This window comes from Streptomyces pilosus, assembly GCF_014649835.1.
In the GTDB taxonomy this organism is placed as follows: Bacteria; Actinomycetota; Actinomycetes; order Streptomycetales; family Streptomycetaceae; genus Streptomyces; species Streptomyces pilosus.
In genome coordinates this window covers 709624-729540 of sequence record NZ_BMTU01000001.1, presented here as the reverse complement: position 1 = coordinate 729540, position 19917 = coordinate 709624, and the positions used below count along the sequence as shown (strand labels likewise).

General features: G+C 73.7%; 16 protein-coding genes and 3 tRNA genes. 10 read left to right on the top strand and 9 right to left on the bottom strand.

The features are described 5' to 3' along the window. The first annotated feature begins 207 nt into the window (after positions 1–207). From IE118_RS03340 to IE118_RS03320, 5 genes are all read left to right on the top strand, one after another. Positions 208–975, top strand: coding sequence for a sirohydrochlorin chelatase (locus tag IE118_RS03340; RefSeq protein WP_189555702.1), 768 nt, complete (start codon positions 208–210; stop codon positions 973–975). 99 nt (positions 976–1074) lie between these two features. Then, a complete protein-coding gene (locus IE118_RS03335; RefSeq protein ID WP_189555701.1) occupies positions 1075–2349 on the top strand; it encodes a deoxyguanosinetriphosphate triphosphohydrolase in 1275 nt (424 codons plus the stop codon). A gap of 107 nt (positions 2350–2456) precedes the next feature. Continuing rightward, entirely contained in the window at positions 2457–3722 is a 1266-nt protein-coding gene (locus IE118_RS03330) for an NAD(P)/FAD-dependent oxidoreductase (protein WP_189555700.1), read from the top strand. A gap of 93 nt (positions 3723–3815) precedes the next feature. Next, positions 3816–5744, top strand: a complete 1929-nt coding sequence (gene dnaG / locus IE118_RS03325; protein ID WP_189555699.1) for a DNA primase — start codon at positions 3816–3818, stop codon at positions 5742–5744. A gap of 90 nt (positions 5745–5834) precedes the next feature. Beyond that, positions 5835–7193: an RNA polymerase sigma factor gene (locus IE118_RS03320; protein ID WP_229846645.1), complete on the top strand. Its 1359-nt coding sequence runs from the start codon at positions 5835–5837 to the stop codon at positions 7191–7193. A 70-nt stretch (positions 7194–7263) separates the two neighbouring features. Here IE118_RS03320 and IE118_RS03315 read toward each other — a convergent pair whose 3' ends face one another. From IE118_RS03315 to IE118_RS03300, 4 genes are all read right to left on the bottom strand, one after another. Beyond that, the gene (locus IE118_RS03315) at positions 7264–9192 is read right to left on the bottom strand and encodes an ABC transporter ATP-binding protein (protein ID WP_189555698.1); all 1929 of its coding nucleotides are present in this window, start codon (positions 9190–9192) and stop codon (positions 7264–7266) included. Then, complete coding sequence (locus IE118_RS03310) at positions 9192–10925, bottom strand: ABC transporter ATP-binding protein (protein ID WP_189555697.1); 1734 nt, start codon at positions 10923–10925, stop codon at positions 9192–9194. The genes IE118_RS03315 and IE118_RS03310 overlap by 1 nt, the downstream gene beginning before the upstream one ends. A gap of 101 nt (positions 10926–11026) precedes the next feature. Then, the gene (locus tag IE118_RS03305) at positions 11027–12481 is read right to left on the bottom strand and encodes an FGGY family carbohydrate kinase (RefSeq protein WP_189555696.1); all 1455 of its coding nucleotides are present in this window, start codon (positions 12479–12481) and stop codon (positions 11027–11029) included. Positions 12482–12553: 72 nt separating this feature from the next. Continuing rightward, complete coding sequence (locus tag IE118_RS03300; protein ID WP_189555695.1) at positions 12554–12859, bottom strand: YtxH domain-containing protein; 306 nt, start codon at positions 12857–12859, stop codon at positions 12554–12556. A gap of 168 nt (positions 12860–13027) precedes the next feature. Here IE118_RS03300 and IE118_RS03295 point away from each other — a divergent pair. From IE118_RS03295 to IE118_RS03285, 3 genes are all read left to right on the top strand, one after another. Continuing rightward, a tRNA-Asn gene (locus IE118_RS03295) sits at positions 13028–13100 on the top strand. A gap of 5 nt (positions 13101–13105) precedes the next feature. Continuing rightward, a tRNA-Asn gene (locus tag IE118_RS03290) sits at positions 13106–13178 on the top strand. 177 nt (positions 13179–13355) lie between these two features. After that, positions 13356–13432 (top strand) — tRNA-Ile (locus IE118_RS03285). Between the two features lie 27 nt (positions 13433–13459). Here IE118_RS03285 and IE118_RS03280 read toward each other — a convergent pair. Both IE118_RS03280 and IE118_RS03275 read right to left on the bottom strand, forming a co-directional pair. Then, positions 13460–13615 carry a hypothetical protein gene (locus IE118_RS03280; RefSeq protein WP_189555694.1) on the bottom strand — a complete coding sequence of 52 codons (156 nt, stop codon included), beginning with the start codon at positions 13613–13615 and terminating at the stop codon, positions 13460–13462. 56 nt (positions 13616–13671) lie between these two features. Then, a complete protein-coding gene (locus IE118_RS03275; protein ID WP_189555693.1) occupies positions 13672–14352 on the bottom strand; it encodes an ANTAR domain-containing response regulator in 681 nt (226 codons plus the stop codon). A gap of 200 nt (positions 14353–14552) precedes the next feature. Here IE118_RS03275 and IE118_RS03270 point away from each other — a divergent pair, with 200 nt between their 5' ends. Both IE118_RS03270 and IE118_RS03265 read left to right on the top strand, forming a co-directional pair. Beyond that, positions 14553–14903: an STAS domain-containing protein gene (locus IE118_RS03270; protein WP_189555692.1), complete on the top strand. Its 351-nt coding sequence runs from the start codon at positions 14553–14555 to the stop codon at positions 14901–14903. Beyond that, positions 14900–15856 carry an anti-sigma factor RsbA family regulatory protein gene (locus tag IE118_RS03265; RefSeq protein ID WP_189555691.1) on the top strand — a complete coding sequence of 319 codons (957 nt, stop codon included), beginning with the start codon at positions 14900–14902 and terminating at the stop codon, positions 15854–15856. The genes IE118_RS03270 and IE118_RS03265 overlap by 4 nt, the downstream gene beginning before the upstream one ends. Positions 15857–15876: 20 nt before the next feature. Here IE118_RS03265 and IE118_RS03260 read toward each other — a convergent pair whose 3' ends face one another. The 3 genes from IE118_RS03260 to IE118_RS03250 form a co-directional block, all read right to left on the bottom strand. After that, positions 15877–16914 carry a rod shape-determining protein gene (locus tag IE118_RS03260; RefSeq protein ID WP_189555690.1) on the bottom strand — a complete coding sequence of 346 codons (1038 nt, stop codon included), beginning with the start codon at positions 16912–16914 and terminating at the stop codon, positions 15877–15879. A 131-nt stretch (positions 16915–17045) separates the two neighbouring features. After that, positions 17046–18401, bottom strand: coding sequence for a carboxyl transferase domain-containing protein (locus IE118_RS03255; protein WP_189555689.1), 1356 nt, complete (start codon positions 18399–18401; stop codon positions 17046–17048). Further along, a complete protein-coding gene (locus IE118_RS03250; RefSeq protein ID WP_189555688.1) occupies positions 18394–19845 on the bottom strand; it encodes an acyl-CoA synthetase in 1452 nt (483 codons plus the stop codon). Before IE118_RS03250 ends, IE118_RS03255 begins: the two co-directional genes overlap by 8 nt. Positions 19846–19917: the final 72 nt, after the last annotated feature.

Below are 19917 nucleotides of genomic sequence, written 5' to 3'. Positions count from 1 at the left end.
ACGGGCCCCTCCCGGTCGCTCCCCGACCCTGGGAGACGCCCCCGCGCACCCCGCGGTTCACCCGGCACCCTGTGACCGGCTTCACGCCGCCGGGCGAACCCCGGGGCCGGACGCCCTCACACCCCTCGCGGTCCGCGGTGAACCGCCGGAAAACACCGGACACGCCCGCGCAACAGGAAGGCAACGTGCCGCCGCCACGATCGGTGCATGACGGCGTACACCACGAACCCTCCCGCTCTCGTCGTCGTGGCCCACGGCAGCCGCGACCCCCGTGCGCTGGGCACCGTACGGCAGCTCCTGGACGGGGTCCGCGCCCTGCGCCCCGGCCTGCCCGTGCACCTGGGCCACATCGAGCTCAACGCGCCCCTGCTCCCCGACACCCTCGCCGGGCTGGACGCCCGCGGCACCGGGGCCGCGGTGCTCGTGCCGCTGCTGCTCAGTCGCGGCTACCACGTCAAGCGGGACATCCCCGAGATGGCCGCCGGGGCGCGGCTGCACACGCGGGTGGCCGCCCCCCTCGGCCCGCACCCCCTGCTCGTGGACGCCCTGCACGCCCGCCTCACCGAGGCCGGCTGGCGCACCCCGGTGGACGGCACGGCCCGCCGCGCCACCGGCGTCGTCCTCGCCGCCGCCGGGTCCCGCGACCCGGAGTCGAGGGTCGACACCCACCGCACCGCGCGGCTGCTCGCCGAACGGCTCGGCGTCCCGGTGGTCCCCGCGTACGCCTCCGCCGCGGCCCCCACCGTCCCCGACGCCCTGCGCGCCCTGGCCGCCCGCGGCCGCACCCGCGTCGCCGTCGCCTCCTACTTCACCGCCCCCGGCCGCTTCGCCACGGAGTGCGCCGCGGCGGCCCCGTGGATCGCCTCCGCCCCCCTCGGCACCCACGAGGCCATGGCCCGCCTCCTCCTGCACCGCTACGACCGGGCCCTGCGCACCCCGTCCGCCGCGCCCCGGGAGCTCGCACCGGCCTCCTGACCGGCGCCGGGGCCGGGAAGGAGCCGGAGAACCGGGGCCCGGCGAACCGCACGACCCCACCCCGCCCCGGCTGTCACCCCTTCCCCGTACTGTCATGGCATGGAAGGCACCGCGCTCCCCCCGGCCTACGACCCCACGTCCGTCGCCCGCTGGGCCCCCGAACCCGACAAACGCCCCGGCCGCACCGCCTTCCAGCGCGACCGCGCCCGCGTCCTGCACTCCGCGGCCCTGCGCCGCCTCGCCGGGAAGACCCAGGTCGTCACCCCCGGCGCACACCACCCGCTGTGGGACGCCAGCCCCCGCACCCGCCTCACCCACTCCCTCGAATGCGCCCAGGTCGGCCGCGAGCTCGGCGCCGCCCTCGGCTGCGACCCCGACCTCGTCGAGGCCGCCTGCCTCTCCCACGACCTGGGCCACCCGCCCTTCGGCCACAACGGCGAACAGGCGCTGAACGAGTTCGCCGGTGACTGCGGCGGCTTCGAGGGCAACGCCCAGTCGCTGCGCCTGCTCACCCGCCTCGAACCGAAACGGTTCACCCCCGAGGGCTCCGTCGGCCTCAACCTCACCCGTGCCGCCCTCGACGCCGCCACCAAGTACCCCTGGCCCCGCGGCGCCCACCCCACCGACCCGGCCTCCCCGAAGTTCGGGGTGTACGACGACGACCGTCCCGTCTTCGACTGGGTCCGCGAGGACGCCCCCGCCGCCCGCGTCTGCTTCGAGGCCCAGGTCATGGACTGGGCCGACGACGTGGCCTACTCGGTGCACGACGTGGAGGACGGCCTGCACGCCGGCCACATCGACCCCAACTGCCTGCACGCCGACCCCGAGCGGGAGGCCGTCTTCGCGGTCGCGATCGGCCGCTACGTCCCCGCGGACACCGACCCCGCCGAACTGGCCGAGGCCCTCGACCGCCTCCTCGCCCAGGAGTGGTGGCCGCACGGCTACGACGGCACCGCCGTCGCCCAGGCCCGTCTGAAGGACGCCACCAGTCAGCTCATCGGCCGCTTCTGCCTCGCCGCCGAGGGCGCCACCCGGCAGGCCTTCGGTACCGGGCGCCTCACCCGGTACGGGGCCGAACTGGTCGTACCGCGCAGCACCCGCACGGAGTGCGCGGTCCTCAAGGCGGTCGCCGACCGCTACGTCATGCAGCGCGCCGAGCAGGAACAGCTCCGCGCCGACCAGCGCGTCGTCGTCCTCGAACTGGCCGAGGCGCTCACCGCCCGCGCCCCCGACGGCCTGGACCCGCAGTTCCGCGCCCTGTTCGACCTGGCTCCGGACGACCGCGCCCGCAAGCGGGTGGTCGTCGACCAGATCGCGTCCCTCACCGACATCTCGGCCCGTTCGCTTCACGCCCGCCTCACGAGGCAGTCGTGAGCGGTGCGGCCGTGACCCGCATGGCCTGATCGGCTCACTCCCCCTTACGGCATAGTTCTGCGTGCGGGAGGCTCACAGGTGGCGACACCCTTACGAGGAGGCATCACGTGGTCGACGCGGATCAGACTTTCGTCATCGTCGGAGGCGGACTGGCCGGCGCCAAGGCGGCCGAGACGCTGAGAGCGGAGGGCTTCACCGGCCGGGTGATACTGATCTGCGACGAACGCGACCACCCCTACGAGCGGCCGCCCCTGTCCAAGGGCTACCTCCTCGGCAAGGAGGAGCGCGACGGCGTCTTCGTGCACGAACCCGCCTGGTACGCGCGGCACGACATCGAACTCCACCTCGGCCAGACCGTCGACGCCGTCGACCGGGCCGCGCGGACGGTCCGCTTCGGCGACGACGGCACCACCGTCCGCTACGACAAGCTGCTGCTCGCCACCGGCGCCGAACCGCGCCGGCTGGACATCCCGGGCACGGACCTCGCCGGCGTGCACCACCTGCGGCGCCTCGCCCACTCCGAGCGCCTCAAGGGCGTGCTGGCCTCCCTCGGCCGGGACAACGGGCACCTGGTGATCGCCGGCGCCGGCTGGATCGGCCTGGAGATCGCGGCGGCGGCCCGCCAGTACGGCGCGGAGGTCACCGTCGTCCACCGGGGACCGACCCCGCTGCACTCCGTCCTCGGCCCCGAGCTCGGCCAGCTCTTCGCCGAGCTGCACCGCGAGCACGGCGTGCGCTTCCACTTCGGAGCCACGCTCACCGGGATCACCGGGCAGGACGGCATGGTCCTCGCCGCCCGCACCGACGACGGCGAGGAGCACCCCGCGCACGCCGTCCTCGCGGCGATCGGCGCGGCCCCGCGGGTCTCCCTCGCGGAGGCGGCGGGCCTGGAGCTCGCCGGCCCGGAGGCCGGCGGGGGAGTCCTGGTCGACGAGCGGCTGCGCACGTCCGACCCGGACATCTACGCGGCCGGTGACGTCGCGGCGTTCCCGCACGCCCTCTTCGACACCCGGCTGCGGGTGGAGCACTGGGCCAACGCGCTGAACGGCGGTCCGGCGGCCGCCCGCTCCATGCTGGGACGGGACGCCGCCTACGACCGCGTGCCCTACTTCTTCAGCGACCAGTACGACCTCGGGATGGAGTACTCCGGGTGGGCGCCGCCGGGCTCGTACGACCAGGTGGTCATCCGGGGCGACGCGGGCAAGCGCGAGTTCATCGCGTTCTGGGTGAAGGAGGGACGCGTGCTCGCGGGGATGAACGTGAACGTGTGGGACGTCACGGCCCCGATCCAGGAGCTGATCCGGTCGCGCGCGCGGGTCGACACGGAGGCGCTGGCGGATCCGCGCGTGCCGCTGGAGAGCGTCGCCGCCTAGGCGGCGGCCGGGAAGCGTCGCGCCGGGGTGCCGGAGCGCCGCGGGGGAAAGCGGGCCACCTGAGGTGTCACAGCGCACCCGTAGACTTCACCTGTGGCTGGGCGGATCAATGACGAGGACGTGAAGGCGGTTCGGGACGCGGTCCCGATCGACGCCGTCGTGTCCGAGTACCTCCAGCTGCGCAACGCGGGCGGCGGGAACCTCAAGGGCCTGTGCCCCTTCCACGACGAGAAGTCGCCGTCCTTCCAGGTCAGCCCGAGCAAGGGACTCTTCCACTGCTTCGGCTGCCAGGAGGGCGGCGACACCCTCACCTTCGTGATGAAGATCGACCACCTCTCCTTCTCCGAGGCGGTCGAGCGGCTCGCCGGTCAGGCCGGCATCACCCTGCGGTACGAGGAGGGCGGGTACAACCCCGCCCACCAGCGCGGTGAGCGCATCCGGCTGGTCGAGGCCCACAAGATCGCCGCCGAGTGGTACGCGGAACAGCTCGCGACCTCCCCCGAGGCCGACACCGGGCGGGTCTTCCTCGCCGAGCGCGGCTTCGACCAGAACGCCGCCCTGCACTTCGGTGTCGGCTACAGCCCCCAGGGCTGGGACCACCTCACCCGTTTCCTGCGCGGCAAGGGCTTCAGCGACAAGGAGCTGATCCTCTCCGGACTCGCCCAGGAGGGCCGCCGCGGCCCCATCGACCGCTTCCGCGGCCGGCTGATGTGGCCCATCCGCGACATCGGCGGCGACGTCGTCGGCTTCGGCGCCCGCAAGCTCTACGAGGCGGACAACGGCCCGAAGTACCTGAACACCCCCGAGACCGCGATCTACAAGAAGTCCCAGGTCCTCTACGGCATCGACCTGGCGAAGAAGGACATCGCGAAGGCCTCCCGCGCGGTCGTCGTCGAGGGCTACACCGACGTCATGGCCTGCCACCTCGCGGGCGTCACCACCGCCATCGCCACCTGCGGCACCGCCTTCGGCGGCGACCACATCAAGATCCTCCGCCGGCTGCTGATGGACAACGGCTCGGCCCGCGTGATCTTCACCTTCGACGGCGACGCGGCCGGCCAGAAGGCGGCCCTGCGCGCCTTCGAGGACGACCAGAAGTTCGCCGCCGAGACCTACATCGCCATCGCCCCCGACGGCATGGACCCCTGCGACCTGCGCCTCGCCAAGGGCGACGAGGCCGTCGCGGACCTGGTCGAACCGCGCACCCCGCTCTTCGAGTTCGCGCTCCGCCAGATCGTCCGCCGCTACGACCTGGACACCCCGGCCGGCCGCGCCGGCGCCCTCGACGAGGCCGCCCCGATCGTGGCCCGCATCAAGAACAGCGGCGCCCAGCACGAGGTGGCCGTCGAACTCGCCGGCATGCTCGGCATCCTCGACACCCAGTTCGTCGTCAAGCGGGTCGCCCAGCTGGCCCGCTGGGCCCGTGACCGCGGCGGCAAGGGCCCCGCCCCGGACCGTCGCCGGCCGGACGGCGGCGGCGCCCCGCAGCAGTACGGGGCCGCTCCCGCCGCCCCGCGGGGGCCCGCCCTGAACCTGCGCAACCCCGTCTTCGCCACCGAACGCGAACTGCTGAAGCTCGCCCTCCAGCGTCCGGAACTGGTCTCCCCGGCCTTCGACGCGTACGGCGTCGACGAGTTCACCGCTCCTCCCTATGCGGCCGTGCGGCAGGCGATCCTGGACGCGGGCGGCGCCGAGCACGGGGTGGGGGACCCGCAGGAGTACCTGATCCGGGTGCGCGACGCGGCCCCCGACGACACCGTGCGCGCCATGGTCACCGAACTCGCGGTCGAGGCGATCATGCTGCACCGGGGCGTCAAGGAGGTCGACGAGACCTACGCGGGCGCCCAGCTGGTCACCGTCCGCCGCCGCGCCGTCGAGCGCCGCATCCGCGACATCGCCGGCCGCCTCACCCGGCTCGGCGCCCACGGCGACCCGGCCGAACTGACGGCCGTGCAGAACGAGTTGTGGGTCCTCCAGCAGTACGACCAGGCGCTGCGGGAGCACGGCGCGGCCGCCCTGTAGGGCCGGCCGAGGGCGGCCAGGACCGGGCCCGCGTCAGCGCGCGGTGACGCGGCGGACGCAAAAAGTCACCGCACGCCCCTCGTGGGGACGATGTGTCGTACCCCACACTGGGAGCGGTGCCTGAGTCCCCGGCTCATCGAGTACGGGACGGACAGCGGCGAGGCCGTCGACTCCGCCCCGGAAGTACCGCTGCCCCACCCCCCGGCAGCGATCATCCTGGAGGTCGCCCCCGTGCAGACCCAGACCCAGACCCTCACCCAGCCCGGCGCGGACGTGCTCGTCGCCATGCCCGCGCGGAGCCGTGTCGCGCTCCCCGCCACGACACCGCCGGAACCGGCGCGGGCGGCCGAACCGCCCGCCCGGCCGCACGAGAACGCCGGGCCGCACGAGAACACCCGGCCGCACGAGAACGCCGGCCCGGACGAGAACACCGGCCCGGACGACGACGCCGAGCCGGCCGGACCCGCCGGTCCGGTCGGGGCCGCCGGAGCAGCCGGCCCCGGTGGGTCGCCCGCGCCCGTCCGGACCGAGACCGGGAGTCCCTCCTCCGACCTGTTCCGCCAGTACCTGCGCGAGATCGGCCGCATCCCGCTGCTCACCGCCGCCGAGGAGGTCGAGCTCGCCCGCCGGGTCGAGGCGGGACTCTTCGCCGAGGAGAAGCTGCGCCGCACCCCCGACCTGGACAGCGGACTCGCCCTCGACCTGGACCGGCTCGTCGTCATGGGCCGGGTGGCCAAACGGCGGCTGATCGAGGCGAACCTCCGGCTCGTCGTGTCGGTGGCCAAGCGGTACGTGGGCCGCGGCCTGACCATGCTGGACCTGGTGCAGGAGGGCAACCTCGGGCTGATCCGGGCGGTGGAGAAGTTCGACTACGCGCGCGGCTACAAGTTCTCCACGTACGCCACCTGGTGGATCCGCCAGGCCATGTCCCGGGCGCTCGCCGACCAGGCCCGCACGATCCGGGTGCCGGTGCACGTGGTCGAGCTGATCAACCGCGTGGTGCGGGTGCAGCGGCGGATGCTCCAGGAGCGCGGGTACGAGCCGACGCCGGTCGAGGTCGCGGCGCAGCTCGACCTGCCGCCCGAGCGGGTCGGCGAGGTGCTGCGGCTCGCCCAGGAACCGGTGTCGCTGCACGCGCCGGTGGGGGAGGAGGACGACGTGGCGCTCGGCGACCTCATCGAGGACGGCGACGCGGCGAGTCCCGTCGAGTCGGCGGCGTTCCTGTTGCTGCGGGAGCACCTGGAGGCGGTGCTGTCCACGCTGGGGGAGCGGGAGCGCAAGGTGGTGCAGCTCCGCTACGGGCTGGTGGACGGGCGTCCGCGGACGCTGGAGGAGATCGGCCGGATCTTCGGGGTGACGCGGGAGCGGATCCGGCAGATCGAGAGCAAGACGCTGAACAAGCTCCGCGACCACGCGTTCGCGGACCAGCTGCGCGGGTATCTCGACTGACCCCGCGCCCCGGACTCCCCCCGACGAGCCGCCTCCGCGGGGGGAGTCCGAGGTGCCGGACGGGGACGGCTCAGTCGACCTCCGCCACCGCCTCCGCGAACTGGGCTTTGTACAGGCGGGCGTACGCGCCGTCCGCCGCCAGCAGCTTCTCGTGCGCGCCCTGCTCGACGATCGCCCCGTTCTCCATGACCAGGATCGTGTCCGCGTCCCGGATCGTCGACAGCCGGTGCGCGATCACGAACGACGTCCGCCCGTGCGCCAGTTGCGCCATCGCCTTCTGGATCAGCACCTCCGTCCGGGTGTCCACGGAACTCGTCGCCTCGTCCAGCACCAGGATCACCGGGTCGGACAGGAACGCCCGGGCGATCGTGATCAGCTGCTTCTCACCGGCGCTGACCCCCGCCCCCTCGTCGTCGATCACGGTGTCGTACCCGTCGGGCAGCGTCCGCACGAACCGGTCGGCGTGCGCCGCGCGCGCCGCCTCCTCGATCTCCTCCCGGGTGACCTCCCGCGACGCCCCGTACGCGATGTTCTCCGCGATGGTGCCGCCGAACAGCCAGGTGTCCTGGAGGACCATGCCGATCCCGGCGCGCAGTTCGTCCCGGGACATCCGGGCGATGTCCACCCCGTCGAGCGTGATCCGCCCGCCGGACACCTCGTAGAACCGCATCAGCAGGTTCACCAGGGTCGTCTTGCCGGCGCCCGTCGGACCCACGATGGCGACCGTGTGGCCCGGTTCGACCGTCAGCGACAGGTCCTCGATCAGCGGCTTGTCGGGCTCGTAACGGAACGAGACGTGCTCCAGCGCCACCCGCCCGCGCGGCCGCGCCGGCTTCTCGGCCGGGACCGGGTCGGCCTCCTGCTCCTCGGCGTCCAGCAGTTCGAAGACCCGCTCGGCGGAGGCGACGCCCGACTGCACCAGGTTCGCCATCGACGCGACCTGCGTCAGCGGCATGGAGAACTGCCGCGAGTACTGGATGAACGCCTGCACGTCACCGATGGACAGCGTGCCCGACGCCACCCGCAGCCCGCCGACGACCGCCACCAGCACGTAGTTGAGGTTCGACACGAAGAACATCAGCGGCTGCATGATCCCGCTGTTGAACTGCGCCCGGAAACCGGCCTCGTACAGTTCCTCGTTCTCCTCGGCGAACCGCTTCGCCGACTCCTCCTGCCGGCCGAACACCTTCACCAGGGTGTGCCCGGTGTACATCTCCTCGATGTGCGCGTTGAGCCGGCCGGTGGTGCGCCACTGCGCCACGAAGTGCGGCTGCGACCGCTTGCCCACGCGTGTGGCGACGACGAACGACAGCGGCACCGTCACCAGCGCGACCAGCGCCAGGATCCACGAGACCCAGAACATCATCGCCAGCACACCGATGATCGTGAGCAGTGAGTTGATCAGCTGTCCCATCGACTGCTGGAGCGTCTGGCCGATGTTGTCGATGTCGTTGGTGGCGCGGCTGAGGACCTCACCGCGCTGCCGCTTGTCGAAGTACGACAGCGGCAGCCGCGACAGCTTCGTCTGCACGTCCTCGCGCATGCGGAACATGGTGTGGTTGACCGCCCGGTTCACCAGCCGGGTCGCCACCGCCATCAGCAGACCGGCGGCCGTGAAGACCACCAGCGCGAACAGCAGGACGTCGCCGACCGCGGTGAAGTCGATGCCCTCGCCGGGCGTGAAGTCGGTGCTGCGGAGCATGTCGGCGACGTCCCCGTCCCCCCGCTCCCGCATCGCGTCGAGCACCTGGTCCTTGGTGGAGCCCTCCGGCATCTCGCGTCCGACGATCCCGGCGAAGACCAGGTCGGTGGCCTCACCGAGGATCTTCGGCCCGATCACGCTGAGACCCACGCTGAACACGACACAGGCCAGCAGCCCGTAGATCGTCAGGCGTTCCGGGCGGAACCGGGCGATCAGCCGTTTGCCCGACCCCTTGAAGTCGAGAGAGCGCTGGTCGGGGCCGCCCCCGGCCATCATCCGTCCTGCCGGCCCGGCCATCAGGCGGCCTCCGCTTCCGTCAGCTGGGAGAGCACGATCTCCCGGTAGGTCCCGTTGTCCGCCATCAGTTCGTGGTGCCGGCCGGTGCCGACGACCCGGCCCTCGTCCAGGACCACGATCCGGTCGGCGTCCCGGATGGTCGCCACCCGCTGGGCGACGATCACCACGGTCGCCTCCGCCGTCTCCCGGGCCAGCGCCGCCCGCAGGGCCGCGTCGGTGGCGTAGTCGAGCGCGGAGAAGGAGTCGTCGAAGAGGTAGATCTCCGGCCGCTGCACCAGCGTCCGGGCGATCGCCAGACGCTGGCGCTGACCGCCGGAGACGTTCGTCCCGCCCTGGGCGACCGGCGCGTCGAGACCCCCCTCCAGCCGCTCCACGAAGTCCCTGCCCTGCGCCACCTCCAGCGCGTGCCACAACTCCTCGTCGGTGGCGTCCGGGTTGCCGTAGCGCAGGTTCGTCGCCACCGTGCCCGCGAAGAGGTACGGCTTCTGCGGCACCAGGCCGACGGTCCTCGCGAGCAGCGCGGGCTCGATGTCCGCCACCGGCACCCCGTCCACCAGGACGTCGCCGGCGGTCACGTCGAACAGCCGCGGCACCAGCCCCAGCAGGGTGGACTTGCCGCTGCCGGTCGAGCCGATCACGGCCGTGACCTCGCCGGGCCGTGCCTGGAGGGAGACCTCCCTGAGCACCGGTTCCTCGGCGCCCGGGTAGCGGAAGCCCGCACCCCGGATCTCCAGGTGCCCCCGACTGCGCAGTTCGGTCACGGGCGCCACGGGCGGGACGACACTGGAGGAGGTGTCCAGCACCTCGTGGATGCGCTCGGCGCACACCTCGGCGCGCGGCACCATCATGAACATGAAGGTGGCCATCATCACGGACATGACGATCTGCATCAGGTAGGCGAGGAACGCCGTCAGGTCACCGATCTGTATCCCGCCGCTGTCGATGCGGTGCGCACCGAACCACACCACCGCGATCGACGACAGGTTCACCACCGTCATGACCACCGGGAACATCAGCGCGAGCAGATTGCCCGTGCGCAGCGAGACGTCGGTCAGCTCGGTGTTGGACTCGCGGAACCGCCGCTGCTCGTAGGTGTCCCGCACGAACGCCCGGATCACCCGGTTGCCGGTGATCTGCTCGCGCAGCACCCGGTTCACCGTGTCCAGCCGCTCCTGCATGGTCCGGAACAGCGGGCGCAGCCTCCGTACGATCAGCGTCACGCAGATCGCCAGCACCGGGACGACCCCGACCAGCACCCCGGACAGCGGGACGTCGAGTCCGAGCGCCATCACGATGCCGCCCACGCACATGATCGGCGCCGAGACCATCAGGGTGAACGTCATCAGGGCCAGCATCTGCACCTGCTGGACGTCGTTCGTCGTGCGGGTGATCAGCGAGGGCGCGCCGAAGTGACCCACCTCCCGCGCGGAGAAGGACTGCACGCGGTCGAAGACGGCGGCGCGGACGTCCCGTCCCAGGGCCGCCGCCGTCCGGGCGCCGTAGTACACGGCCCCCACGTTGCAGACGACCTGCACCAGCGAGATGCCGATCATCAGGGCGCCGTAGCTCAGGATGTAGCCGGCGTCGCCCCTGACGACGCCGTCGTCGATGATGTCCGCGTTGAGCGTGGGCAGGTAGAGCGAGGCGCAGGTCTGCAGGAACTGCAGCAGCACCAGCAGGGTGATGGGTCTCTTGTAGGGCCGGAGATGGGTCCGCAGGAGTCGTATGAGCACGCTGAGTCTCTCGGGTGGTCGGCGAGGGCGCATGGTTGCCCGTGGCCCCTATCGTCGAACACTCCACCCGCGTTACCTCAACCGATTTAATCGGCGCGCCGCTACGGACGGAACGCCCCCGGGTGGGTCTGCTCGCGCACCGACACGTACTGCTGGCGCACCGCCTGGCCCACCGCCAGCTCCTCGCCGGGATCGAGCACCTGGGCCACCGGGCCCTGCCAGACGGGCGGATTGCGCGGATCGAGCGCGCCCTGCGACACGCCGAGCGCCCACGCCGCCTGCCGGGCCGCGCCGATCGCCGCGTAGTCCGCCGGCTGCGGCACCACCACCTGCGCCCCGAACAGCGAGGGTGCCGCCGCCTGCACGGCCGGCAGTTCCGCGGCCGGGCCGAGCAGGAAGACCCGCCGTACGTCCACGCCCCGGCCGCGCAGCACGTCCAGGGCGTCCGCCAGCCCGCACAGCATGCCCTCGAACGCGGCCCGCGCCAGGTGCTCCGGCTTCATCGACTCGCGCCGCAGACCCGCCAGCGTCCCGGCGGTGTGCGGCAGGTTCGGGGTGCGCTCACCCTCCAGATAGGGCAGCAGCACCAGGCCGTGCGAGCCGGGCGTCGACTTCATCGCCAGCTCGGACAGGCTCTCCAGGTCCGGCAGCCCCAGCAGTTCCGCGGTCCCGCGCAGGGCCCGGACGGCGTTCAGGGTGGTGACGACGGGCAGGTGCATGCCGGTCGCGTCGGCCAGGGACGTGATCATCCCGTGGTGGTCGACGAGCGGCTCGGGGTGCACCGCCATCACGGACCCGGACGCGCCGAGCGAGACCACCGCGTCGCCGAGCCCGATGCCCAGCCCGAACGCCGCCGCCATCGTCTCGCCCGTACCCGCGGAGATCAGCAGCCCCTCGGGTGTGGTCCCGGCCGCGTCCGCCGGGCCGATCACCTCGGGGAGCATGGCCTGGTGGCCGAGCGCCATCTCCACCAGGTCGGGCCGGTAACCGCCGGTCGCCGCCGCCCAGTAGCCGGTGCCGGACGCGCCGCCCCGGTCGGTGGTGCGCCGCACCGGGCGGCCCAGCAGCTGCCAGACCAGCCAGTCGTGCGCCTGGAGCAGCACGGCGGCGCGTGCCGCGTTCTCCGGTTCGCTGCGGGCCAGCCAGCGCAGCTTGGTCACCGGCTGCGCGGCCCCGGGCACACAGCCCACGGCCTGCGCCCAGGCCTCGCGCCCGCCGAGCGCGTCGATCAGGTCCGCCGCGGCGACCTGCGCGCGCTTGTCCCCGCCGGTCATCGCGGGGCGCACGGTGTTGCCCTGCGAGTCCAGCGGCACCAGTGCGTTCGCCTGCGCCGACACGCCGATGGCCTGGACGCCCTCCAACAGCCCGCCGCCCGCCGCCTCTCCCAGCGACAGCAGCCAGGCCTGCGGGTCCACGTCGGAGGGACGTCCGCCGCCGTCGGGGCCCTGTACCGGATGCGGGGCGTAGCCCTGCCTGACCACGGCCCCGGTGTCCGTGTCACAGACGACGATGCGAGTGAAATCGGGCGCACTGTCCAGCCCGGCGACTATCCCCATGCTGCAATTTTGCCGCACGCTCCCCACAAGGTGGGGGCGCGGGCGGTGTTGGAGTGACGGCCGGCGGAACCACTACGTGTTGCTGGTGCCCCAGTCGTCCTCCGCCGAGCCGTGGGCCGTGCGTTCACGCAGGGCCGACACGCGCTGGGCGACCGAGTCGGGCATGCGGTCGCCCATCTTGTGGCTCACCGCCTGGTAGGCCTTGTCCGCGAACTCGCGGCTCTGCCGGCCCGCGCTCTCCGCGGTGTTGCGCACCGCGGGGTTCTGTGTGAGCTGCTGCGCGGACCTCCTCAGCTGCTCGTAGCGTTCCCGCCCGGCTTTCGTGCCCAGCACGTAACCCAGGGCTGCTCCGGCGACGAACGTGAGCCGGTACCTCATGACGGCCACCCTTCCCGTTGTTCCAGTCTGCGAAGGTCTACGGCACGGCGACAGCGCCGGGGAGTACCGATTGGCGGAGCACCCCCCTGCTTGCGCTAATGTATGTGTCGCAGCGAGCGCGCGCCCCCTGGCGAATACCCAGGTGGGTGCGTTCGATGCACGAGGCATTCCTCCGTAGCTCAATTGGCAGAGCAGCCGGCTGTTAACCGGCAGGTTACTGGTTCGAGTCCAGTCGGGGGAGCTCGGTCCTCCGTAGCTCAATTGGCAGAGCAGCCGGCTGTTAACCGGCAGGTTACTGGTTCGAGTCCAGTCGGGGGAGCATGGTGAACGAGGACCCCGTAGGGGTCCTTTTTCATGTCCGGGGGAACCGTGCGGGGTTCGGTGAAGTCTCCGTGGTCGAGAACGCCGTGAGCAGCCGACCAGCCGAAGCAGGAGATCGTATGAGCGGCTATGCTGCGGCAGACGGCGCGCACACATGTACGCGACACGCCGCTATGGGGCGGTAGCTCAGCCGGTTAGAGCAGCGGACTCATAATCCGTCGGCCGTGGGTTCGAGTCCCACCCGCCCCACCACCTCGGCATCCTGCCGTACGGCCGGCCTCAGCCGCGCTCCGCGTTGTCGTGCGACGGATCGGTGGCGTCCGCCGGGTCGCGCTCGCCCTCCGCCTGGGACGGAGTGGTGTGCGGTACGTCGGGGGTGGTCCACTCGTCCTCGTCCCGGTCGCCCTCGGCCTGGGAGGGAGTGTGCTCGCTCATCGTGCCTCCTGAATCGCGGGGGTCGGTGCCCGCCGGGTACCCCGCGCGGGGCGGGCTCACCGGGACGAGTGGCGGGCCAGCGCCCGGGACAGCGCCGTGCGCACCTCCTCGGGCGGGGGAGCGCCCTCCGTCCCCGCGGAGGCGGTCAGGGACTCCGCGACGTCGCGCAGCTTGGTGTTGGAGAGCTGGGACGCCTCACGCAGGATGTGCCAGGCGTCGTCCGAGGTGCAGCCGTACGTCGCCATCAGGATGCCGCGCGCCTGGTCGATGACCGGGCGGGAGACGATCGCCCGCCGGAGCTGCTCGACCTCCTCCTGCAGCAGGTGCAGCCGCTCCTCCCGCTCCCGCACCACCGCGGAGACGACCGGCGACGGCGTGTGGTCCAGGACCGGCGAGGACAGCGGATCGGTGGTGTCGAGGCCGGCGAGCTCCAGGATGCGGCGCGGCTGACCGTTCCACCGGGTCGCCGTGACCGGCACCGACCGGCGCCGGCCGTGGTCGCGCAGCACCTCAAGGAAGTCCAGCCCGGTCGTGTCCATGAAGTGCACGCCGGACATGTCGAGATCGATCCGGGCCGTGCCGGCGGGCAGCTGCGCCAGCTTTTCGGTCAGGGCCCGGGCGGACCCGCGGACCAGCTCGCCGCGCGGGGTGAGCAGCGCCCGGTCCGCGTCCATGCGACCGCCGATGACCAAGGTTTCCTGCCTTCCCGCTGGGGGCGGTGACGCCGTGGAGGCCATGTCACCGCCTTGTCGGTGCTCGTGGTTCGTCGGGGCGTTCGGGGTGACCCGGGGCACCGCCGGCACCGGAGAGGTAGGCTGCGCACGGTCCCGGCTGCGCTTTGGGTGCGCCTGCCCGCCTTGCCGCGTGCTACACACCGTGCCGGGGAACGGCCGGAAACCGCCGCGTGCAGGGAGCCGGGAGCGTGGGGAGACGCGTGATGGGCAGTCGGCGTCGGACGCCGTACGGACCCGGGAATCCGGGGGCGTCCCTGACCGTGCACCCCCTGGAGGGGTGCCGGGGGATCCGTGCGGCCGGGGAGGTCGGCCTGGCCACGCACACGATCTGGGAAGGCGTACTGGAGCAGGCGGTACGCGAAGGTGAGGACGTGTACTACCTGGAACTGTCCGAGGTGACGTTCGTCGACGTCGCGGGCGCCGGCGCGCTCGCGGCGGCCGCCGGCCGGCTCGGCGCCGGACGGCGGCTCGTGGTGCGCCGGCCGCCGCCCGCCCTGCGCAGGACGCTGGAGGCGTTCTGGCCCGGCCTGCCTGCGATCGAGGTGACGATGTGAGGGGAACAGCCGCCGCGTCCCCGGACGTCACCCCCGACCCCTTCGTCCACCCCGCCCTCTTCTACCGCGACGAGCGGGAGTACCTGGACGGCATCGCCCCCTTCCTGCGTGAGGGGCTCGCCGCCGGGGAGCCCGTCGCGGCCGCCGTGCCCGGCGAGCGGCTGCGGCTGCTGCGCGACGCGCTCGGCGCCGACGCGCGGCACGTCCGGCTGCTGGACATGCGGGAGGCCGGGCGCAACCCCGGCCGGATCATCCCCGGCGTGCTGCGCGCCTTCGCCGACGCCCAGCCGGCCGGGCACCGGGTGCGGATCGTCGGCGAGCCGATCTGGGCCGGCCGCTCCCCGAGCGAGTACCCGGCCTGCGTCCAGCACGAGGCGCTGATCAACGCGGCCTTCCGGGGCCGTACGGTGACCATCCTGTGCCCCTACGACGCCGCACGGCTGCCCGGTCACGTCCTGGAGGACGCCCGCGCCACCCACCCCACCGTCATCCCCGGCGGCTCCGGCCCCGCACGGCCCAGCGGGGCCTACGCCCCGGACGTGGCCGTCGCCCGCTACAACGAGCCGCTGCCGCTCGCCGCGGACGCCATGACCTTCGCCTTCGTGGCGGACTCGCTGCCCGAGGCCCGGCACGCCGCGACCGACGCGGGGCGGCGGCTCGGCCTCACCGGCACCGCCCTGGAGGACCTGGCCCTCGCCACGGCCGAGCTGACCACGAACAGCGTGGTGCACGGCGGCGGTTCCGGGGTGCTGCGGGTCTGGGGCGAGGACGGCCGTGTGCTGTGCGAGGTGCGCGACGGCGGGCGGTTCACCGATCCGCTGGCCGGCCGCCGGCCCGCCTCCCGCGACCAGCGGGGCGGACGCGGGCTGCTGATGGTCAACCTGCTCGCCGACCTGGTCCGCGTGCACACCGGGGACGAGGGCACCACCATCCGCTGCTGGTTCTCCCGCTGACGGACGCCCGCCCGCGGGGCTCAGGCGCCCAGCGGGTCCAGCACCATCGGCGCGATCCTGCCCTCCAGCATCGCGCCCAGCCCCTCCACGGCGCACAGCTCCGGCCGCTCGGCGATGTGCACCGGCATGCCCGTCGCCTGACGCAGCATCTGGTCCAGGCCCGGCAGCAGGGCGCTCCCGCCGACCATCATGATCCCGCGGTCGGCGAGATCGGCGACCAGGTCGGGCGGGCACTCCCGCAGCACCTTGCCGATGCCGTCGAGCACGGCGGTGAGCGGTGTCTGGATGGCCCGCCGGACCGCGGCCGTGTCCACCGTCACCGAACGGGCCAGACCGGTGGCGACGTCCCGGCCGTGGATCTCCGTCGACTCCGGGCCCTGCGGGGTGAGCCCGTTCCCGGACAGCGCCAGTTGCAGCGGCCGTACGGACTGGCTCGGCAGCATCAGCTCGTGCTGGTGGCGCAGGTGCTGCACGATCGCGTTGTCCACCGCCTCACCGCCGACCGGGACGCGCTGGGCCTGCACGATCGCGCCCAGGGACAGCACGGCCACCTGGGTGGCCGCCGCACCGCACACCATGATCATGGTCGCCTCGGGCCGTTCCACCGGCAGGCCGCAGCCGACGGCGGCGGCGATCAGCGTGTCCACCAGTTCCACCCGGCGGGCGCCGAGGCCGACCAGTGTCTCGATCGCGGCACGCTGGGCGAGCGGATCGGCGTCGTGCGGGGTGCAGGCCGCCGCCCGCAGCCGGGGCCTGCGGCGCAGCGCGCGACGGGTCCGGTCGCCGATCAGCTGCCGCAGCATGCGCTGCGCCATCTCGATGTCGACGACCGTGCCCCCGGACACCGGCCGCACCACCCGGATGTAACCGGGGGTGCGGCCCGTCATCTTCTCCGCGAACTCACCGACCGCGATCAGCGCACCCGTACGGGTGTTCACGGCGGCGACCGACGGCTGGTCGACGACGAGCCCCGCCCCCTTGACGTACACCCTCGTGCGGGCCGCCCCCAGGTCGACGGCGAAGTGGCAGCGGCGCAGCTGCTCCAGACTTGCGGTCACGGCAGACCCTCCCGAGTGCGGCCCGACGGCCCGCCGGGCGGCGGACCTCTCAGGCATCGTGCGCGGCGGGCCCGTGCGCGCGCCTTTCCTGGGGGGCCGGGTGGGGGGCCGCCGAACGGGGGTCCCGCCCGTCACCGGGCCGCACGGCGGCCGTCCGCCGCTCCCGCGACGCCCCGGATCACGCCCAGCTCCGCCAGGTCCTGGGGGCGGACGCGGAGGTGGTCCGCCGTCGACCGCACCTCCTGCGGGGGGCGTTTGAGGATGGCCGCGGCGAGTTCCGGGGCGATCACCGAGAAGTAGCTGTCCGGGGTGGCCCAGGTGTTGCCGGGCGCCGCGAGGGCCAGCGCGCCGCCGGAGCCGCCCTCGCCGACGACCAGTGTGGTGACCGGCGTACGGGCGGCGGCCACGGCCCCGAACAGGTCGGCGACGGCGGGTCCCACACCCTGCCGTTCCGCCTCCGCGTCGTTGGCCGCGCCCGGCGTGTCCACCAGCGTCAGGACCGGGATGCCGAGCCGGCCGGCGAGGCGGACCAGCCGGGCGGCCGTGCGGTACCCGGCGGGACGGGTCGCCGCCCCGGTCTGTGCCGCGTAGGCGACGCTGCGGCCCTCGTGCTCGCCGAAGCCGCAGAGCATGCCGTCCGGGTCGGTGCCGCCGCAGCGGTCGCCCCCGAGGGCGACGCGGGAGGTGAAGTAGGCGTCCAGGTAGGCCGTGGCGCGGGGGCGTTCGGGGGAACGGGCGCGCAGTACCGCGTCCCAGCCGGTGGCCGGCAGGTGCGGCGCGCCGAGCGGGTGGGGCACGGGGGCCGGCGCCGTGGACGGGCGGGTCAGCAGCCGCAGCCAGCGGCCCAGGGTCTCCCGCAGCTCCTCCGGACGGACCAGCGCGTCCGCCGCGCCCGCCGCCACCTGCGCCTCGGCCGTGTACGCCGCCGGGTCCGCGTCGGCCGGCCGGACCCGGGAACCGGCGAAACCCACCTGGGCGCCGGGCAGCGCCAGGACGACGTCCGCCCCCGCGCCCAGGGTGGCCCAGCCTCCGCCGGTCGTCGGGTCCCGCACCACCGCGACCTGCGGCAGCCCGGCCTCCCGGGTGAGCGCCGACTCCCTCGCGATCCGCTGGAGCTGGGTGAGCGCGAGCATGCCCTCCTGCATCCGGCTGCCACCGGTGGCGACCAGCGGCACCACGGGCAGCCGGTGCGTCCGGGCATGCCGGTACGCCGCCTCCAGCCGGTCTCCGGTGCGGGTACCGAGGGAACCGCCGAGGAAGTCGAACTCGAACGCGACGACGACCGCCTCGGTGCCGCCGATCCGCGCCGTGCCGCAGATCACCGACTCGTGTTCGCCGGTGCGTATCGCGGCGCGGGCCCGGGCGGCGTCGTAGCCGGGCCAGCCGAGCGGACCGTCCGGGGCGGACTCCCGCCCGGGGTGCGGGAGCTCGGTGAAACCGTCGGCCACGGCGGCGACGGCCCCGCGGGCGGTCGGGCGCTCAGTCACGGGTCAGCGCCCGCTTCATGATCTTGCCCATGTCGTTGCGGGGGAGGGCGTCGAGATGACGGACGACGCGGGGCCGCTTGTGCGGGGCGAGGCGCCCGGCGACGTGGTCGGCCAACTCCCGGAGCGTGGGCGGGGACTGCGGGTCCGCCGGCACCACCCACGCCACGATCCGCTCCCCCAGGTCGGCGTCCGGTTCGCCGGTGACCGCGGCCTCGCGCACCTCCGGGTGTTCCAGCAGCGCGTTCTCGATCTCCCCCGCGCCGATCTTGTAGCCGCCGCTCTTGATCAGGTCGGTGGCCCTGCGGCCGACGATGCGGACCTGGCCGTCGGGGTCGCGCACCGCCATGTCCCCGGTGCGGAACCAGCCGTCGGCGGTGAACGCGGCGGCCGTGGCGTCCGGCCGGTTCAGGTACGCGGTGAACAGGTTCGGCCCGCGGACCTGGATCTCGCCGACCGTCTCCCCGTCATGAGCCGCCACCGGCGAGCCGTCGTCCTCCACCAGCCGCAGCTCCACACCCGGCAGCGGCACGCCCACCGTGCCGGGGCGGGCCTCGCCGTCCGCGCGGACGCTGGTGTTCATCAGCGTCTCCGTCATGCCGTACCGCTCGACGACCCGGCGTCCGGTCGCCGCGGCGATCCGCTCGTGGTCGTGCACGGGCAGCGCCGCGGACCCCGACACCAGCAGCCGCGCCCCGGCCAGCGCCTTCGCCAGCTCCGGCTCGGCGGGCAGCGCCTCCGCCACCCGGTGATACATCGTCGGCACGCCGAACAGCATGGTCGCGCCGTCGTTCAGCTCGCGCGCCACGCCCCGGGTGGTGAACCTGCCGAGGTGGCGCACGCACCCGCCGCGGCGCAGCGGGCCGAGCGTGCCGAGGACGAGCCCGTGCACGTGGAACAGCGGCAGTCCGTGCACCAGCACGTCGTCAGCGGTCCACTGCCAGGCGTCGGCGAGGGCGTCCAGCGTCGCGGCGACGGCACGGCGGGGGAGGACGGCTCCCTTGGGCGGGCCGGTGGTGCCGGAGGTGTAGACGACCAGGGCGGGGTGCTCCGCGTCCAGCGCCCCGTCGTCGGGCGGCGCGGCCCGGTCCGCGGTGTCCACCTCGACCCGGGGCAGGGCGTCCAGCGGGGCGGGGAGCAGGGTGCCGGGCGCGGTGAGCACCAGGTCCGGGGCGCTGTCGGCGAGGATGTGCCCGAGTTCCCGCCCGCCCGACTTCGGATTGAGCGGCACCACGGCCACCCCGGCGAGCAGCGCCCCGGTGACCGCGACGGCGGTCTCCGGCGCCGGCGTGGCCCACACGGCGACCCGGCGCGCCCCCCTCAGGGCCTCGCCCACCGCGCCGGCGGCCCCGGCGAGCTCTCCGTACGTCAGTGCGTGCTCGCCGAAGCGCAGGGCGGGCCGGCGGGCTGCCCGGGCGTCGGCCAGGGCGGGGAAGAGAGAGGACACGCGTCGTACTCCTTGACTCGCTGTCGGGACCGTCGGCCGCAGAGTGCCTTACCCCTACTCTGCGTCGTCGGC

Bases quoted from the DNA above. Each gene is read 5' to 3' on its own strand.
- IE118_RS03275 (WP_189555693.1), bottom strand. From the start codon at position 14,352: ATGGCCTCCACGGCGTCACCGCCCCCAGCGGGAAGGCAGGAAACCTTG.
- IE118_RS03335 (WP_189555701.1), top strand. From the start codon at position 1,075: ATGGAAGGCACCGCGCTCCCCCCGGCCTACGACCCCACGTCCGTCGCC.
- IE118_RS03315 (WP_189555698.1), bottom strand. From the start codon at position 9,192: ATGGCCGGGCCGGCAGGACGGATGATGGCCGGGGGCGGCCCCGACCAG.
- IE118_RS03300 (WP_189555695.1), bottom strand. From the start codon at position 12,859: ATGAGGTACCGGCTCACGTTCGTCGCCGGAGCAGCCCTGGGTTACGTG.
- IE118_RS03280 (WP_189555694.1), bottom strand. From the start codon at position 13,615: ATGAGCGAGCACACTCCCTCCCAGGCCGAGGGCGACCGGGACGAGGAC.
- IE118_RS03320 (WP_229846645.1), top strand. From the start codon at position 5,835: ATGTGTCGTACCCCACACTGGGAGCGGTGCCTGAGTCCCCGGCTCATC.
- IE118_RS03305 (WP_189555696.1), bottom strand. From the start codon at position 12,481: ATGGGGATAGTCGCCGGGCTGGACAGTGCGCCCGATTTCACTCGCATC.
- IE118_RS03270 (WP_189555692.1), top strand. From the start codon at position 14,553: ATGGGCAGTCGGCGTCGGACGCCGTACGGACCCGGGAATCCGGGGGCG.
- IE118_RS03340 (WP_189555702.1), top strand. From the start codon at position 208: ATGACGGCGTACACCACGAACCCTCCCGCTCTCGTCGTCGTGGCCCAC.